This window comes from Undibacterium sp. 5I1 (assembly GCF_034314085.1).
Lineage (GTDB): Bacteria > Pseudomonadota > Gammaproteobacteria > Burkholderiales > Burkholderiaceae_D > Undibacterium.
Genome location: NZ_JAVIWI010000001.1, coordinates 3,430,671 through 3,449,356, shown reverse-complemented (window position 1 = coordinate 3,449,356; position 18,686 = coordinate 3,430,671). Strand labels below are relative to the sequence as shown.

The window sequence follows — 18,686 nt, the reverse complement described above, 5'->3', positions numbered from 1 at the left end:
CGAACTATTTATTTGCTCGTCGCTCCTGATAAAGATATTCAGGAATGACATGTGTGATTTTATCGCTTCATTTAATAAGGACATACGCAAAAACCAAAACCAAAACCAAAACCAAAACCTCTCACCATAGTGACACTCATAGACGGCAACTGAGGAACAACCAAGGAGGAGAAAGGCAGATTTTCGTTCTTCTTCTGCGCCTCTAGGGTGAGAGGTCTTGATATTTTGTATCCAGCCGTCTGATTCCATGTAAATGGTCGCAAGTAGCTTTTCGTTTTTGCGTTAATGATTAATTGAACATTTTTTAGAAACCTGTAAAAAATGTCCAATCATTCTGCGCCTTCCAGGCCAAAATCGGGCTGGGAGGCACAGAATGATTGGATGTCCAATTCTAATGTCTATTCATCTCAACGAGTATTAACCAATATCAGCTAATAGCCTCCACCGCTCTTAAAATTGCCTCGCTCGTTGCTGGTGCCTGCAATGGTGGATTGCGCTGGTAATCGGCGACACTGGCGATGGCGTCGCGGATCGCGAAGAATACAGAGAACGGTAGCAATAACGGCGGCTCGCCAGTGGCTTTGGAACGATGGATACTGTCCGCCACGTTTTGGTTTTTATACAGCGCCACGCGAAAATCCTCAGGACAATCCGAGATCGCCGGAATCTTATACGTCGACGGTGCATGCGTGGTCAGTTTACCTTTGGCATCCCAGCATAATTCTTCCGTGGTCAGCCAGCCCATACCCTGGATGAATGCACCTTCTACCTGACCGATATCGATCGCCGGATTGAGAGAATTGCCGGCGTCGTATAACAGATCGGCGCGTAGCAATTTCCACTCGCCAGTCAAGGTGTCAATCACGACTTCAGACACCGCCGCACCGTAGGCGTAATAAGAGAAGGGATTGCCAGTCATGGTTTTTCCATCCCATTGCAAATGCGGTGTCGCGTAGAAACCGTCCGACCACAATTGCACCCGCGCCAGATAAGCTTGTTGCACTAACTCTGCAAAGCTCACGCTGGTGCCATTGCAAGTCACCTGTCCCGCAGAAAACAATACTGGCAATTGAACTGGCGATTCAGCCGGCAATTGAGTTGATCCGGCACTTTCCAACGACCCGAATTTGCTGATGGCGAAGACCGTCAGGCGCTCGCGTATCTGGCGTGCTGCGTCTTGTGCTGCTTTGCCGTTCAGATCGGCACCGGTTGATGCGGCAGTGGCAGAAGTATTCGCGATTTTGCTGGTATCGGTTGCAGTGACTTTGACCATCGATAGCGGCACGCCCAATTCATGCGCCACTACTTGCGCTACTTTGGTATGTAAACCCTGTCCCATCTCGGTACCGCCGTGATTGACCAGAATGGTGCCATCGGTGTACACATGCACCAAGGCGCCTGCCTGATTGAGATGCGTAACATTGAAGGCGATACCGAATTTGTGTGGCGTCAGTGCCAAGCCTTTTTTGAGTATCGGACTGGAGCGATTGAATGCTTGTACCGCAGCACGGCGCTGTTGATAGTCACTCGTTGTTTCCAACTCGGCAACCAGTTCGTGAATAATGTTATCGACAATTTTTTGTCCATAATGGGTCACATTGCGACCTTCGGTATCGTTGCGACCATAGAAGTTGAGCTTGCGAATATCCAGCGCATCTTTACCCAGGTTACGGGCGATGTCGTCGATGACATATTCGATAGCCAACGCACCTTGCGGGCCGCCAAAACCCCGGAACGCCGTATTCGACTGAGTATTCGTTTTGCCGCAGAGCGCCATGATTTCGACATCCGACAAATAATAGGTATTGTCGAAATGACAGACCGCTCGGGTTGCGACTGGACCAGATAAGTCGGCAGAAAAACCTGCTCGTAAGACCATCTCGATTTTGGCTGCCAGAATTAATCCGTGTGCATCGTAGCCGACTTCGTACTCGTAATAAAACTCGTGGCGTTTGCCGGTCACCATCATATCGTCATCACGATCAGCCCGCAATTTGACCGGACGTTGCAACTGCATGGCACACAAAGCAGCGCAGGCGGCCCACAATGCGGATTGCGACTCTTTACCGCCAAAACCGCCGCCCATGCGGCGACATTCAACTTGTACTTGATGCGCAGAAATCGCTAGCGCATGTGCTACCACATGTTGCATCTCGCTCGGATGTTGAGTGGAGCAGTATACGTGCATGCTCTGATCTTCTTTTGGCAGCGCATAGGCAATTTGACCTTCCAGATAAAACTGTTCTTGTCCGCCGACCTGTAATTGTCCCTGCACTTTATATGGAGCACTCAGCAAGGCTTGATGCGCATCACCACGGCGTAAAGCCATCGGTGGCAATACAAAGGATTGCGCCTCTCTGGCCGCTTGCGGCGTCAAAATCGCTGGCAAATCTTCGTATACGATCTGCGCTTTCCGCGCGGCTCTGCGCGCCAGATCATGGCTGCTGGCGACGACCACAAAGATCGGTTGGCCTACATATTCGACTGCGCCATCCGCCAAAATCGGATCGTCATGCAGAATTGGGCCGCAGTCGTTGGTGCCAGGAAAATCGCTGGCCACATAGGCAGCAACGACGCCTTCAGCCGCTTTCACGGCATCCAAGTTGATGCTGATTAGCTTCGCATGGGCTCGTTGCGAAAGTCCTAGGCCGGCATGCAAGGTGCCACGCAATTCGGGAATATCATCGGTATACGTTGCAGTACCGCAGACATGCAAAATCGCCGATTCATGCGGATGAGCCCGACCGACTTCTGCCCACGGAGGGATTTGCGTTTCGTGCTTCATGCTGACGCTCCTTCCAGCGTATTTGCCGCAAAGACATCCAGTGCATTGACCGGCAAGGGAGCGTCAGTGCGGGTTTCCAGCCAGAAGCGACGCAGCAAATTCTGCGCTGTTTTCATACGATATGCGGCGGAGGCACGCATGTCGGAGATTGGCACATAGTCTAGCGCCAGCGCCGCCATGGCTGCTTCTACTGTAGCTTGATTCCAAGGCTGATTTTCCATAGCAGCTTCGGCATGAGTTGCGCGTTTTGGCGTTGCTGCCATGCCGCCAAAGGCAATACGTACCTGACTTAGCTGGTCGCCATCCAATTGCGCAGAGAATGCGGCGCATACAGCAGAAATATCCTGATCAAAACGCTTTGCTAATTTATAGGTGCGGAAAATTCGCTTTGATGTTGAGAGTGCCACCGGTAACGGTAATGGGATCTTGACCGCAGCGACGATTTCTTCCGGCAGCAGATCTTTTTTCTGATACGCCAGATAAAAATTTTCTAATGCTAGCGTGCGCTCTCCATGCACGCTATACAGCACGACTTGCGCCCCCAGCGCGATCAGCCAGGGCATAGAATCCCCAATCGGCGAGCCGTTGGCCACGTTGCCGCCCAAGGTGCCAACATAACGTATGGGCAATGAGGCAAAGCGCTGCCATAAGTCATTAAGTTGCGGATAATGCTGGCAGACCGCACGGTAAGCATCATCCAGGCTCACGCTGGCGCCGATATGCAGCATGTCCGTATCGACAGACAGTTGATGAAGTTCTGCGACCTGTCCGAGATAAATAATATCGCCCAGATCCCGCAATTGCTTGGTCACCCACAGCCCGACATCGGTAGCACCTGCCAGCAGACAGGCAGTTGGTTTTGCGGCTCGTAACTTAGCCAGCTCTGCTAGTGTCCGCGGTGCATCAAAGCGTTGGCCTTGATGTGTATAGGCTAACGAATCTGATCGTTGCATGCTGCGCAATACCGATATTAAATTGGCTTGATCGAACGATTGCTTAGGTAGGGCACACATCTTATGTGCCGCATCGATAATCGGACGATAGCCAGTGCAGCGGCACAGATTGCCGGACAAGGCCTCGTCAATTTGCTTGCGTTGCAGCGGAAGGTCGCTATCGGTCTGTTTCAAATACAAATCCCATAAGGACATCACAAAACCAGGCGTGCAGAAGCCGCATTGCGCGCCATGACATTCCACCATTGCTTGTTGTACGGGATGAAGTTGATTGCCGGTCTTTAAATCTTCAACTGTAAAAACCGCTTTGCCGTCCAGTGTCGGTAAAAATTGCAGACAAGCGTTGACCGACTTCATCTGTAGTTCATCCCGCTTTGATGGATCTTGTGTCAGTTCGCCAATCACTACCGTACATGCGCCGCAATCACCTTCTGCGCAACCTTCTTTGGTGCCGGTGCAATGCAAATCTTCACGCAGATATTGCAGCAAAGTTTGAGTCGGGGATGCATCCGTGATGTGATGCTGTTTGCCGCGATAGTAGAAACGAATGGGGTCAGACATGAATGCTCCGGCAAGTATTTTTTGAGGACTGTTGCTTCGCTGTCAAATTTGGCACAGAATGGCACATAGATAAGTAGCTTTTTCTCTTGTTACAGATTATCACTCAAGCACTAAATTGCCATACTAGAATGATGATGCGCAATATCAATCGTCAAGCATTTCAGCAGAAATTATCAATCGTAGCGAAGAAAATTTTGTAGTATTGTTCAATCGCTGTAATTAGTTCAATTGCTTAAAAATAAGACACATTAATGACATAAATAAATAGAAATACTTTCTGATCTTATTGTCAAAAATGCTAGTTTAAAGATGTATTCGAGTTACAGAAAAAACCTTGCCACACGGAAAAAATAGCGTATATTCTTCCCCCTATATGCTTAATTTTCTTGCTTGGCGCAATGCTTGCTTGTAAAAAATTGATTCATAAACTAATCACGTACTACGCACTAAAAACGCGCATTTGCATTAAAAGCTGTATGACCACTTCTCGTTTTTATAATCGGCTATGCAATGAAAAAAGCAAGCTAGTTGTTAAACCAGTAGGTGGATTTTTAATTCCTTACTTCAATCAGACAGAAATATGAACTTCACAAAAATGAAGGTTGGTAAACGTTTGGGACTGGGTTTTGCATTAGTGCTTGCCCTGCTGATTGCGATCACCGCGCTTGGCATTACCCGGATGTCACAAATCCAGAGCCGGTTGGAAAAAATCGTCAACGTCAACAACGTCGAGTCGCGTCTGATCATCGACATGCGGGCGATTGTGTATGACCGCATGGTCTCGCTGCGCAATTTGACCTTGCTCAACGACGCTGATGATATGGCACCAGAAATTGCCAAGATCGCAGAACAGTCTAAAAAATACACCGAAGCTGAAGCTAAGCTTGCTTCGATGTTTGGTGCAGAGTCCTCCACCACGCCAGAAGAGAAAGCCATGCTGGCTAAACTCAAGGAGCAAGAAAACGCTTCTGCCGCATTGCCTGCTAAAGCCCAAGAATTGGGTATGGCAAACAATGCAGAGGTAGCTACCGTTACCCTGATCAAAAAAATTCGTCCAGTACAGAAGAAGTGGTTAGACGCTTTGGATGAGCTGGTTGTATTAGAAGATAAATTGAATGTGCAAGTCGCCCAAGATGCGCAGTCTGCTTTTGCCGCTGCGCGTAACTTGATGCTTGCATTGGGTGGCCTGGCACTGCTGGCGGGGATTTTTGCCGGTGTTGTGATCACTCGCAGTTTGCTCAAACAATTGGGTGGTGAGCCTGATTATGCGGCACATATCGCCAGCCGCATTGCCGCTGGTGATTTGGCTGTTGAGATTGAAAACCATAGCAGTGACACCACCAGCCTGATCGCAGAAATGAAAACCATGCGTGACAGCCTGGTTAACATTGTTGGTCAGGTCCGTACCGGTACCGATACGATCGCCACCGCTTCCAGCGAAATCGCCAGCGGCAATCTTGACTTGTCTTCCCGCACTGAACAGCAAGCCAGTTCTCTGGAAAAAACTACCTCGTCAATGAAAGAGTTGACCACCACCGTTAAGCAAAATGCAGACAATGCGCGTGAGGCGAATCAATTAGCGGTCTCCGCATCGGAAGTTGCACGTCAGGGCGGTGTTGTGGTTTCGCAGGTGGTTGATACGATGGGATCAATCAGCGATTCCGCTAAAAAGATTTTTGACATCATTAGCGTCATCGACGGTATTGCTTTTCAGACCAATATTTTGGCTTTGAACGCAGCAGTCGAAGCAGCACGTGCAGGTGAACAAGGTCGTGGCTTTGCCGTCGTTGCAGCAGAGGTACGTAACCTGGCACAACGCAGCGCTGCTGCTGCAAAAGAGATCAAAACGCTGATTGGCAACTCGGTAGAGCAGGTTGAAATCGGTAGTAAGTTGGTTGGGCAAGCGGGTGTCACGATTGATGAAGTCGTCTCCAGCGTGAAACACGTAACTTACATCATTGCTGAAATCAGTGCTGCCAGCCAAGAGCAAAGCGTCGGTATCGAGCAAGTTAATCACGCCATCATCGAGATGGACAGCATGACTCAACAAAATGCCGCGTTGGTAGAAGAAGCCGCCGCTGCTGCGCAAAGTCTGCAAGATCAAGCCGCAGAGTTGGCAAAAGTCGTCAGCATCTTTAAACTCAATGCGCTAGAACAATCTTTTGTTAAAGTACCAGCACCAGTTCGCAAGGTCGAGGTTTCACCAATCAAAGCCAAACCAAAAACAATGGTCAAAGCCTTACCTTCTGCCAGAGCAACGGCAAAGCGCGCAGCAACCAGCAGCGCCAGCAAAACCAGCGCCAGCAGCAACGCAGCGCAGCGTAGCAGCCCAGCGAGTGCGGACGAGTGGGAAGAGTTCTAATCTAAGCTGCGACCGCGACTGTAGTTGCGGTCGTAGCTTTTAATAGTTTTGCTGATCAGTTCTTATCTGGCCAAACTTTGCAACTTGTTGGCTAGAGACGTATAACACTATTTGTGGCACAATTTTTATCTTACTTTGACAATGAAGAGTCTGTTTATGAACGCACGTTTATCCGCCATTGCCAGCGCTGTTCTACTTGCAGCGGTTGCTAGTTCTGCTATTGCAGCAGATGTAACGCCAACCATTGATAACAAATCCTGCGATCCACCAAAGTACCCAAAAGCTGCCTTGATGAATGAAGAAACAGGCACCGTATCTATGGGATTTTTGGTCGCTGTGGATGGTAAAGTCAGTGAATCAAAAGTAGAAAAATCTAGCGGTTCCAAGAGTTTGGATAAAGCTGCTTTGTCCGCGCTGAGCCAATGTAAATTCAAACCAGGTACCAAAGACGGTAAGCCAGATCAGGTTTGGACTAAGGTAGATTTTGTTTGGAAATTGGAATAAGTCTAAGATAAATTTAAGCACTAGATAAGCTAGAAGTGGCTCGCTTGATATTTGTTTTATATATCGAGTGCAGCATATACTCCCCTAGTTTTTATGCTAAATAGCCCGATTGTCCAAGTTTCTTCTGGACGCTCTTAAAATACTATGTGGGAGTATTTAGCATTCGTTGCGATACTTTAAGTCAGTCTAAAGTAGGTTTGAACATAAAAAAGGGAGCCATTGGCTCCCTTTTTTATTGCTCCAGCTCGTATGTGTCCGAGGTTTAGTTCTAGTGGGGATTGCCCGAACAATGAGTAATCCCATCTTGCTTCAATTTGAATCAGAACCAGAACTCAAACTACAAAAAATCTGCAGCTGAGTTTGTCGCTAAATCGTAGCTAAGTTTGCAGTTAAGTTCTCGGTAAAGTTCTCAATGAAGCTTTATTTACTACCAGCTTCAGCCTTCAAGCCACGACGGATCAGTAAAGGATCTATCTTGGCATCCCTTCCGCGGAAGCTACGGAAAGAATCCAGCGCATCTACACTACCACCGCGTGACAGCAGTTGTTGACGGAACCAGTCACCGTTTTTGCGCGTCAGGCCGCCGTTTTCTTTAAACCATTCCACTGTATCAGCGTCCAGCACTTCACTCCAAAGATAGGCGTAATAACCAGCTGAATAGCCGCCGGCAAAAATATGCGAGAAGTAGGTGCTGCGATAACGTGGCGGTACTGGTGCAAAATCAACGCCAGCTTGCTTCAGCGCAGCCGCCTCAAATGCGAGCGCATCAGTCGGCACCTGCGCTGGCGTCAGTTGGTGCCAGCGTTGATCAAGTAAGGACGCCGCGATGTATTCCGTGGTGGTAAAGCCTTGATTAAACTTGGCGGTAGCACTCAATTTCGCCAACAACTCTGGTGGCATTTCTTCCCCAGTTTTGTAGTGGTGCGCATAGTTTTTCAAAACCTCTGGCCAGACTGCCCACATCTCATTCACCTGGGATGGATACTCGACAAAATCTCGCGGTACGCTGGTGCCTGAAAAGCGCGGATAACGCACGTTGGAGAACATGCCATGCAAAGCGTGACCAAACTCATGGAAGGCCGTGCGTACTTCGTCATAAGTCAACAAAGTCGGCTGACCTGCTGGTGGTTGCGGGATGTTGAGATGATTGGCAACGACCGGTAGCGTTCCGAATAAACCAGATTGCTCGACATACGCATTCATCCATGCACCACCACGCTTGTTGTCACGAGCATACATGTCGGATAAAAACAGCGCCATCGGTTTGCCATCCGCATCAAATACTTCAAACACGCGCACTGTCGGGTTGTACACCGGCAGGTCTTTGCGTTCTTTAAAGGTAATGCCATAGAGTTTGGTCGCTGCAAAAAACACGCCATTTTCCAGCACATTGCTCAGCTCAAAATAAGGGCGCAATTGGCTATCATCAAAACTGTATTTTGCTTTGCGCACTTGTTCGCTATAAAACGCCCAATCCCATGCGGCAAGTTTGAAGCCGCCTTTTTTAGCATCGATCAGCTTTTGCATTTCTGCGGCTTCTTTCTTTGCATTCGCGACTGCGGCTGGTGACAATTCACCCAGCATTTTATTCACGGCATCCGTAGTTTTAGCGGTCTCATCTTCCAACTGATACGCGGCATGATTTGGGTAACCTAACAACTGCGCGCGTTCAGCACGTAACTTCGCCAGATCAATCGCCACCTGACGATTATCAAATTCACCGCCATGATTGCCACGCTCGATCGAGGCGTCATACAGGCGTTTGCGGATAGCACGATTCACCAGATTGGCTTCATAGGGCTGACCAGTCGTGTTCATTAACGGAATCAGATATTTGCCTTCCAGACCACGTGCTTTTGCCGCACTGGCAGCACTGGCGATCTCGTTATCGCTTAAACCTTTGAGTTCTGCTTTGGTATCTACCAGTACAGCAGACGCATTGGTTTCTTTCAACACGTTTTGGCTAAAGGTCGTGCCCAGACTTGCCAGTTGAGCATTCAGTGATTTGAGTTTGACTTTGTCGGCATCTGACAACTTAGCGCCAGCACGTACAAAATCGGTGTAATAGCGTTCCAGCAAGCGACGCGATTCAGGGTCCAGGGCGAGTTGAGCACGCTGCTCGTACACTTCATTGATGCGCTGGAATAATTTGGCATTTAAGGTAATCGCATCACGATGTGCCGCCAGCTTAGGAGCCAGCTCACGCGATAAGGCTTCAATCGTCGGGTTAGTATTGGCACCCGCCATACTGAAGAATACGGTGGAGACGCGCTTCAGAGTCTGGCCGGCACGTTCCATCGCAACTACGGTATTCTCAAACGTCGGCTTGGCAGAATTGTTCGTAATTGCATTGATCTCAGCTGTATGTTGCAGCATGCCTTCGGTAAAAGCAGGAGCGTAATGCTCATTTTTTATTTTGTCGAAAGCCGGTAATTCATACGCCAGCGTACTGGCGGCTAAAAAAGGATTATTGGCATCGCTGGTAAGCGCCAAAGTGCTACCTCCGGATGACAGTGTTTTTGTATCCGCAGCTGAGGTGGAAGGTGTTGAGGCAGATGCGGATGACTGGGTTGGTGGCGTATCTGCTGCCATGCTGGTATGGATCGCCAGGCTGGAGCAGAGCAACATGAACAGAGATTTGGACATGAGGTTCTTTTCTATGAAAGTAGGGTGTGGTGGGATATAAATCATAGCATCAGGCGATGGTTTTAAGCAGCTAATCTGGGGCATCAGCGGGGTGCCCTTATAACAGCGCAAATGAAGTGAAAGTTTTTATTCCTTACAATATACTCCCCGTTATTTGTTGTAAAAACCGCTTATTGTCCAACAATTACATGGACGATTAAAATATACATAGTGAGAGTATAAATTGAGTGAGGGAAAAGCGTTTGATCTTCAGTGCGCTAGAACATGGCTGCAAAAGTACTTGTTTCACTATCAGTGTCCGGTAATAATCCAAGAACTAATTAGTTAAACAAAATAGCAGGGGTAGCATGCCAATAATTGAACTCCATCTGGCTCAACCGTCCGACTACCTCAGCATCGAAAATATGATGCAGTTTTATAGCTATGACTTCAGCGAGTGGCTGCCTTTGTCACCCGCTTTGTCATTGGGGCAAAACGGCTTATTTACGATCCGTCCTAAAGCGACGTATTGGGCGCGGCCGACTACTCAAGGATTCATCATCAAGGTAGACGGCGAGGTGGCTGGTTTTGTCACCGTGGATGATGAAGTTAATTATCCGGAGCTTGATCACAATATGGGGTATTTTTTTGTGACCCGGCGTTTTCGCGGTAAAGGTGTTGCGAAGCAAGCGCTTGGTTTGTTATTGCCACGGTTTGTCGGACGCTGGCAGATTTTTCATATTGATGACAATCGTCCTGCGGCTTTATTCTGGAAAAAGTTTATCGCCGATTACACCCACGGTGCGTTCTCGGTGCATCGGGAATGGATTGATGAGATGCACTGTACCTTGTATCAATTTGAGCAGAAGGCGAAGTCGTAGTATGCGTCCAGAAGATTTGCAACTGCTCGTCACACGCACGATGCCTTACGGTAAATATAAGGGTCGCGTTCTGGCTGATCTGCCCGGACACTATTTGGGCTGGTTTGCCCGCGAAGGGTTTCCGAAAGGGGAGTTGGGATCGCTGATCGCCTTGATGTACGAGCTGGATCACAACAACCTGCGTCAGTTACTCCATCCTTTGAGACCACCGAAATAACCGAGATCTTCAACCCAGATTTTCCATTGGAACAGCGACAAGTGTGCCTTTGGCGGACTGACTGGCTAGACGCGACGACAACGCAAGCTGCATCTTGCTAGAAGGAGCAACAACGCCGGCAGTTCGCCAAAGGTGCAATTGTCGCTGTAGCGTTTCTACTCAAATCGCGGTGGTGCTATCCCTCTGAACACCGCACGCCGTCTGCGTTTTTTGCGAAGTAGTAGCGGTCTAATGGAAAATCTGGGTTCAATACACATCGCGTCGATAACGACCCTCATCCTTTAATTGCGCTAAACAATCTTCACCTAAAATCTGGATCAGCGCCAGGTCGACACCTACCGCCATCCCAGCCAAACTGCCACAAACATAGATTGCCGCACCGTCCTTAATCCATTGTTGAATCGCGTTTGCGTTTTCCAAAAGCCGGTCTTGTACATACACGCGCTGTCCCTGGTCACGAGAAAAAGCCAGATGACATTCTTGAAGTACACCCTTAGTTTTCCACGCTTCTATTTCTTCTTGATGGAAGTAGTCAAAGGCACGATTGCGTTCGCCAAAAAATAAATAATTGCGCAAATATCCTAAGCTTGCGCGATGTTTGATGTGCGCGCGCAAGCCAGCCAGACCAGTGCCATTACCAATGAGTATCATCGGTCTATCGGCCATCGCATCTGTAGGTGGGTGAAAACTGCGGTTCTCACGCAAACGTACCGCAATCTTGTCACCGACTTGTGCGTACGCTGTCAGCCAGCCAGAGCCGATACCCAGTTTGCCATTGGCTTGCTGCATCTGCCGTACCAATAACTCGATTTGACCATCACTATGGATGGATGCAATGGAGTATTCCCGGTGCGGTAGAGGGGTGCGTTCAGTGGCTGGCGTCGTATCGTCAGGTGCGTACTCTGGACCGATTTCTACAATATCGCCCGCTTGCCATAGCGGCAGCTCGGTGCCGCTTGCATGATCTGGGCGCAGTGTGATGTGGAAGGCGGCACTGCCTGCGCTGCCAGGATTTAACAGCCGACGTTCAGTCAAAATCCAGTTGCTATACCTAGGTGCTGTCCAGTCGGCTAATTCGGTATGGCCGCTAAGTACGCCAAGGTGATGTTGCCAGTGCCGTAGCGCGCCTTCGTCGCTGTTATCAACCTCAATTAAATCAAACAAAGTTTCCGCATGGTTATGCCGTAACCAATGCTCCAGCCTGTGTCCAAAAGCGCAATAGTGTTGGTAGTTGCGGTCACCCAGCGCCAGAATGCTGTAGCGTAATTGTGTGATTGGCAGAGTTTGGCTCATCAACTTGCGTGCAAATCCGGCTGCGCTATCCGGCGCATCGCCTTCTCCCGTGGTGCTGACGACAAATAAAATACGTTCAGCTTGTTGTAGTCGGCTCGCATCGATTTGTGCGATAGAAAGTAGCTCTACCGCCATGCCGCCAGCTTGCAAACTCTGCGCGGTCTGACGCGCCAGTTGTTCGGCATAACCGGTCTGGCTGGCATGCACGACGAGTATTTTTTTTGCGTTATTTGCTACGTCTGTAGTATTGATGTTGCTCACGAAAGTTGCAGAGGCGATCGCGATGCGACGGCGATGCCGCTGCAAGATGGCAGCGCAAAAAAGTATATAGGCGATGACGACTAAAACTGCCGTCAGATTACGCTGTGTTACTGCACTTAGCGGATGATATTGCTGAGATTGGCTAGTCCAAATAGTCCAGACAGTCCATACACTAAGCGCAGCGAGCAACAAAACACTCGTCACCCAAAAAATACTTGCGCCTAATTTTTTTAAATATGAATTCATTCTTCCAGCATCGCCATCAGGGCTTTGCTCATGTGTTCTGTAAAGGCAGGCGTATCGTCGTGCCTGGTTGCCGTATCTCTGCAAACAAATAAAGCAGCAACATGTAGTTGATTGGCATACGCCATCCCTTGTTCTAATCCCATGACTGTCATGGCGGTGGCCAGCGCATCGGCGATCATACATTCTGCATGCAGCACGGTGACTGCAGCCAGATTATGTGTCACCGGATAGCCTGTACGCGGATCAATGGTGTGGGAAAAACGTTGTCCTTCGTAGTCAAAATAACGACGGTAATCGCCTGATGTGGCGATGGACAATCCATGCAGTGCAACGATGCTGGCAGTGCTAGTCGTTTGCGCTTGCGCTTCTGTTTGTACTTGTTCTAGCTCTACCCACCAAGGTGTGTTGTCCGGTTTAGTGCCCAAGCCACGCAATTCTCCGCCAACTTCGACCAGATAACTGAGTACGCCTTGCGCTTCTAAATATCGCGCTATCTGATCAACGCCAAAGCCTTTGGCAATCGAAGATAAATCAATCGACAAACCACCCGTCTGATACACATTGTGCTTCAGACGATCGACTTGTAATTTTTGATAACCGGATTGTCGTCGTGCTTGCTCCAATACTTCCTTACTTGGAATTTGTCCGGCATTTTTATCAGGACCAAAACCCCAAAGATTAACTAAGTGTCCGATGCTAGGGTCATACGCGCCGGCTGTCTGCTGTGCGATAAATAAACCATAATCCAGCACTTTAAAAAACTCTGGCGGCAGCACATGCCAGCTCCCGGCTGCTGCCTGATTAAAGCGACTGATATCAGAATCAGCCAGCCAGGTACTCATCTGCGCGACTACCTTATCTAGCTCTTGTTGCATGCCATTCTGGAGTTGTGCTGCGCTGCTATGTTGAGGGCGTACCAGTTTGACTGCCCATGTGGTGCCCATAGTCGCACCAGAAAAATCTTCTATGCACGCACCCACAGACAATGCCGCTGGCATTGTCATGTGGGTAGGAATAAAGACATGCGTCATGCCGTTGAAATTCAGTTGAAGTTCAGTTGAAGTTCAGTTATAAACTGATGCGCTAATTAAAAATAACATTCGATTATTGCGGCAGAACTTCCAGTGTCGCTGAATAATTTGCCCGTCGTTCTTTAGCGCCTTTGACCGTTGATTTGTCATCTTTAACCGAGGCTTCTAGCCAATACATACCAGCCGTTTTCCAGGTAATCGTCAGCTTGCCATCTGCATCGGTCGTCAAGGTTTGTTCGCCTAAATTCTGGCGATAACGAATGCCGCCCGGAATGACGCTAACACTGACATTGGCGGCGGGTTTGCCATCTAATACCAGACGGAAACTGGCGTTCTCACCGGCGACCAGATCATTCGGATGCGTAATCGCTTGCATTTCTAATCCTTTGCCGGTGACTTCTAATGCTTTTGTGCTCGGCTTGCCGTTGGTGACAAAGGTTTCGATCCGGCCTTGCATCTGGCTGATGACGACATCTTCTGCATCTGCAGGGATTTCTTTGCTGATGTTTTCTGCTGCGCCGCGCCAGCGTTTTGGTACACCTTTATCTTTGTAGCTGGCAAACACCGCGTTGTTGAGCAAGCTTATTTTGTAGGTGCCGATTTTTTCCAGATGCAGATCAAAGCTGCTGCGTAGTTTGCCTGTATTGGCGTTTTCTTCTTTGGCGTTGCTGCCATCCGGTGCCGTGATCAATAAGCTGTCTAGCTTTAGCGGCTGATGATCCATGAAGAAGACATCCGTAGCCGCGGCTGCATCAATGCTGACCCATGGCGCATTGCCTGCGGTAATAGTCGATGTCGGCAATAAGAAAGCGCGATGCGCCTGTGCCGCCAGTGGCAAACTGAGAGCGAGTGAAGCTAGTGATAAAGCGATGATTTTGGTAGCGGGTTTCATACTATTCCTTGCAGATATTGAATGTGAAGTAGCGCATCAATCGAGATGCAAATTAAGATGCAGTGTTAAATAAATGCACACCGAGATTGCAACTCAGAGTAAAGCGTAGCACTTAAGGTTTGACGTTGAGTGCAATTGCGCCCAGCTCATTGCTACCTTGTGCTTTGGCATTTTGTTCTGTCTTACCACCCCATTGGAAAGGTACTTTGACCACTTCACGCCCACCACCTTCACGCGCTGCTTCTGTCACTAACTGGTAGTCGCCAGCTGGCAGTTTGGCTAAAGCACCTTTGTCGCCTGCAAAATTCAGCGTGTATTCACCCACGACACGGGTTGCACCACTCACACCATCCACTGGCAATTGCAAATCGCGTCCGCTACGACGCCACCATTGACGTAAATCTTTTAAGTATTTGAGGCCTTCGTTATCGCGCTTTTTTAAGTCATACCAAACAGCCAGATTGCCAGCGAAAGTCTGATCGGATTTTTCTATCCACATCGCAACATACGGACGGTGATACTCAGCCACATTCAGGCGCGGTACTTCTAATTTAACGGTCAGATCAGCAGCCATGGCAGAACTGCCCAACAAACTGGTGATGGCAAAAGGGAGCAACTTACGCATACAAAAAACCTCTTGGTAAATAAAATACAGTTAACGATGATCGCTATTCATTGAAGATATAGCGGATTGTGCAGGTAAATTAGCTGGCGGCTGAGCTGGCGTAAGTAAAACAAAATCAATACATCAATGCATAAACAGAATCGCCAACAATAGCGGAAGCACTAATCCTAAACCGACAATGGGCCAGGTAATAGGGCGATTGCCTGCATGCATTTTGAGCAAAAACAATCCGGTGATACAAAAAATCAGACAGGCAACTGCGAAGATGTCGATAAACCAACTCCATGCACTGCCGGTATTGCGCCCTTTGTGTAAATCGTTGAAATAGGCAATCCAGCCGCGCTGGGTTTTTTCATATTCCAACTCGCCTGTGTCCAGCGCAATACGTAGCCAGGCATCGCCGCCGGGGCGCGGCAAGGATACGTACACTTCCTCCGGCGACCATTCAGCTGGTTGATCGCCGACGCTGATGGACTGCTGTTGATCCAGCCATTGCCTCAGATCGTCGGGCAGGGGATCTTGTGCGTCTTTGCCGTCTTTAGCGCTGTGCTTAGTTTGTTTTAATGTTGCCAGTATCGCCGCAGGAATTTGACCGGATTTTTTGGTGACTTGGGGATGCGCCTCAATTTGGGCGGAATGATTGAGCGTGATGCCGGTCGTAGCAAACATCAGCATGGCGATCAAACATAATGCTGAGCTGATCCAATGCCATTGGTGCAGATGCCGCAGCCAGAAAGCGCGCGTGCTTTGTTGGCCAGCGATCGATTTGCTTGTTGGCATGAGCGGCGTGATTGGCTTGCTTAAATTCGTGGATTGCTTGGACTGCTGTTTGGACTCGTCAGTGAGTTCGTTTGTCCTGGTGTTGCCCGTCATGTTTGTGCGTTGCCATTCAAATCAATATTATAAATGCGAATAATTCTCATTATATCTAGTAAGGCTGAACTTAGGCAATAGGTTTGCTGTTTTTTATTCTTCTATTTTTATCGGTGATATTTTTTACCTTTTCAATATACTCCCCATTTATTTTATTAAAATGTCATATTATCCAATGATCCTATGGACAATTTAAATATACTGGCTATGAGTATATTTTTTATCTTGCTTGTATATTGTCCGTATCTTGTTTCTAAATATCAGTGACTTGATCAGCCCGAGGATTGTCACGCTCGATTCAGGCCAAATTAAACCCAGATTTTCCATTGGAACAACGCCAGTCAGTTCGCCAAAGGCACACTTGTCGCTGTAGCGCTCCCACCCAAATCGCGGTGGTGCTATCCATCTAAACACCGCACGCCGTCTGCGTTTTTTGCGAAGTGGTAGCGGTCTAATGGAAAATCTGGGTTAAAGCCTGAATCGCTCATTCATTTGCGACGCGGTGCTGCTAAAGCGCGTGTGTTTGCCGATCTTGCGTTACTGTGGTTTTCGATCGCCGAGATCGTTCCGGTGTTCTGCGCTTTTTGCGCTTTGACAGTTTGTCCGTCCAGAAGTTTAAAGACCACCACGACTTGCGATAATTTTTCTGCCTGTTCATGCAAACTCGCTGCCGCCGCCGCAGCTTGTTCTACCAACGCGGCATTTTGCTGCGTCATTTCATCCATTTGAGTAATGGCTTGGTTGACTTGTTCTATGCCAGTGCTTTGTTCGCTGCTGGCGGACGTGATCTCGCTCATGATGTCGGCAACACGTTTAACTGAACTGACGATCTCGGTCATGGTTTCGCCTGCTTTCGCGACTAACACACCGCCGGCATCGACTTGATCTGCGGAGTCGTTGATCAGCGATTTAATTTCTTTCGCTGCGGATGACGAGCGTTGCGCCAGATTTCTGACTTCATTCGCAACTACCGCAAAACCGCGCCCCTGTTCTCCCGCGCGGGCCGCCTCTACCGCCGCGTTCAATGCCAGGATATTGGTTTGGAAAGCGATGCTCTCAATCACAGAAATAATATCGGTGATCTTGAGCGAACTTTGTTTGATTGATTCCATTGTCTCAACCACTTGCGCTACGACTTGTCCGCCTTTGCCTGCCACCTCCGATGCCGACAACACCAGTTGATTAGCCTGCCGCGCGCTGTCTGCATTTTGCTTAACGGTCGAGGTTAATTCTTCCATCGAGGACGCGGTTTCTTCCAGTGAACTGGCTTGCGATTCTGTGCGTGACGACAGATCGGAATTGCCAGAAGCAATCTCGCGCGAGGCAACCGTGATCTGATCCGAGCCTTGCCGGACATTACTGACGATGCCTGCCAAGCCTTGGCTGACGCCATTGATGGCTTGCATTAACTGACCGATTTCATCCATGCGTCCCACATGCAATTGTTTGGTCAGATCGCCAGCGGCAAGTTGCTGCGATACCTTCGTTGCCTGGATCAAAGCACGACTCACCATGTAGCTGACTGCTTTATGAATGATCCAGGCCGTACCAGCTAAAGCCAGCACACCAAATAACAGATACCAGTTACGCAACTCGGTGAGCGCCGGCGCGTGCTGCTCGCTGACAGCGATTACGGCTGAGCTAAACATCCAGACATATAAACCCATAATGCAAGTGATTACGCCAAACGTCATCAAGGCCACTTTGCTGGCGACACTCATTTGATGGACTTCGCTGACATCAATGCCGACAAATAAAACTGCAATCAATCGCCCGCTGCTATCCAGCACCGGGTCATATTGCGTCATATAAGGCTTACCAAATAATGAGGCGTAACCAACGTAAGATTTACCCGACATGACCAGCGCATAACCCGGATGCGCGCGGTCTAACGTCGTACCCAATGGGCGCTCACCGTTGGGCTTTTTAATCGAAGTCGTAATCCTGATCAGGTCGTCGCCACTTTTGACGAACACCGTAGCCGACACGCCAGTTTCAGCAGTAAATTTATCCAACAATCCAAAGTTCAGATTTAAATCAGTCGAACCGCTTTTTAACGCTGGCGTCAATTTGCCCATCACATCAACCGAACGACCCGCGTCGACCGTGATACTGCTATGTAAACCCTGCCGAAGTTTTGTTGCCGCCTGACCCACTTGCTTTCTTAGGGACGTAAATTTTTTCATGGATAAGTTCTTTCGCTTGAAACTGGGCTGTGGAAATCTGGCTGGGCTTTACTGCGAAATTGGTTTGGACAGCGTATTCGTGAATATTGATAACATTAAAACTTTTATAACTCTGTCATGTTTTACCTGAAAATACAACTATGTAACAGAGTGTAATTGCAATATTTTATGTCTATGGTGTTATTCAAACACTAAAAATAGTTAACCATAAAAAAACCCATTCGTTTGATATGTATCAATGAGTACGGGTTGTTACTTATGCATACTTCGGATGTCTTACAAGTTACCGTGACCGCATCTGCTGCCATCGCTTATTCCGTATCAGTTAGTTTGACGCTGCGTGCATTGTTGCTAACGACGAGATGACCTTCTCAATCGAGATGCCGAGCGC

At 48.6% G+C, this 18,686-nt stretch carries 13 protein-coding genes; 4 read left to right on the top strand and 9 right to left on the bottom strand.

The features are described 5' to 3' along the window. Nucleotides 1-427 precede the first annotated feature (427 nt). A complete protein-coding gene (gene xdhB, locus RGU72_RS15085) occupies nucleotides 428-2,785 on the bottom strand; it encodes a xanthine dehydrogenase molybdopterin binding subunit (protein WP_322120507.1) in 2,358 nt (785 codons plus the stop codon). Then, on the bottom strand, nucleotides 2,782-4,299 hold the full coding sequence (xdhA, locus tag RGU72_RS15080) for a xanthine dehydrogenase small subunit (protein WP_322120506.1): 1,518 nt from the start codon (nucleotides 4,297-4,299) through the stop codon (nucleotides 2,782-2,784). The genes xdhB and xdhA overlap by 4 nt, the downstream gene beginning before the upstream one ends. A 580-nt stretch (nucleotides 4,300-4,879) precedes the next feature. On the opposite strand from xdhA, the gene RGU72_RS15075 reads away from it, so the two are divergent. Both RGU72_RS15075 and RGU72_RS15070 read left to right on the top strand, forming a co-directional pair. After that, a complete protein-coding gene (locus RGU72_RS15075; RefSeq protein ID WP_322120505.1) occupies nucleotides 4,880-6,661 on the top strand; it encodes a methyl-accepting chemotaxis protein in 1,782 nt (593 codons plus the stop codon). 156 nt (nucleotides 6,662-6,817) lie between these two features. Further along, entirely contained in the window at nucleotides 6,818-7,165 is a 348-nt protein-coding gene (locus RGU72_RS15070) for an energy transducer TonB (protein WP_322120504.1), read from the top strand. Between the two features lie 420 nt (nucleotides 7,166-7,585). Here the strand turns inward: RGU72_RS15070 and RGU72_RS15065 are convergent, their stop codons facing one another. Then, on the bottom strand, nucleotides 7,586-9,811 hold the full coding sequence (locus RGU72_RS15065; RefSeq protein ID WP_322120503.1) for a M3 family metallopeptidase: 2,226 nt from the start codon (nucleotides 9,809-9,811) through the stop codon (nucleotides 7,586-7,588). Nucleotides 9,812-10,158: 347 nt separating this feature from the next. On the opposite strand from RGU72_RS15065, the gene RGU72_RS15060 reads away from it, so the two are divergent. Next, nucleotides 10,159-10,671, top strand: coding sequence for a GNAT family N-acetyltransferase (locus tag RGU72_RS15060; protein ID WP_322120502.1), 513 nt, complete (start codon nucleotides 10,159-10,161; stop codon nucleotides 10,669-10,671). 1 nt (nucleotide 10,672) lies between these two features. Then, nucleotides 10,673-10,888 carry a DUF3820 family protein gene (locus tag RGU72_RS15055; RefSeq protein ID WP_322120501.1) on the top strand — a complete coding sequence of 72 codons (216 nt, stop codon included), beginning with the start codon at nucleotides 10,673-10,675 and terminating at the stop codon, nucleotides 10,886-10,888. Between the two features lie 246 nt (nucleotides 10,889-11,134). On the opposite strand, the gene RGU72_RS15050 is transcribed toward RGU72_RS15055, so the two are convergent. The 6 genes from RGU72_RS15050 to RGU72_RS15025 all read right to left on the bottom strand — a co-directional run bounded on the left by RGU72_RS15050 (nucleotide 11,135) and on the right by RGU72_RS15025 (nucleotide 18,295). Continuing rightward, nucleotides 11,135-12,688, bottom strand: coding sequence for a sulfite reductase subunit alpha (locus RGU72_RS15050; RefSeq protein WP_322120500.1), 1,554 nt, complete (start codon nucleotides 12,686-12,688; stop codon nucleotides 11,135-11,137). Then, nucleotides 12,685-13,719, bottom strand: a complete 1,035-nt coding sequence (locus RGU72_RS15045) for an FAD:protein FMN transferase (protein WP_322120499.1) — start codon at nucleotides 13,717-13,719, stop codon at nucleotides 12,685-12,687. The genes RGU72_RS15050 and RGU72_RS15045 overlap by 4 nt, the downstream gene beginning before the upstream one ends. Before the next feature lie 73 nt (nucleotides 13,720-13,792). Further along, nucleotides 13,793-14,611 (bottom strand): DUF4198 domain-containing protein, encoded by an 819-nt coding sequence (locus RGU72_RS15040; protein ID WP_322120498.1) that lies wholly within the window; start codon nucleotides 14,609-14,611, stop codon nucleotides 13,793-13,795. Between the two features lie 112 nt (nucleotides 14,612-14,723). Beyond that, nucleotides 14,724-15,236, bottom strand: coding sequence for a DUF2271 domain-containing protein (locus tag RGU72_RS15035; RefSeq protein WP_322120497.1), 513 nt, complete (start codon nucleotides 15,234-15,236; stop codon nucleotides 14,724-14,726). A gap of 123 nt (nucleotides 15,237-15,359) precedes the next feature. Then, complete coding sequence (locus RGU72_RS15030) at nucleotides 15,360-16,016, bottom strand: PepSY-associated TM helix domain-containing protein (protein WP_322121653.1); 657 nt, start codon at nucleotides 16,014-16,016, stop codon at nucleotides 15,360-15,362. Between the two features lie 581 nt (nucleotides 16,017-16,597). Then, nucleotides 16,598-18,295 (bottom strand): methyl-accepting chemotaxis protein, encoded by a 1,698-nt coding sequence (locus RGU72_RS15025; protein WP_322120496.1) that lies wholly within the window; start codon nucleotides 18,293-18,295, stop codon nucleotides 16,598-16,600. Nucleotides 18,296-18,686 lie beyond the last annotated feature (391 nt).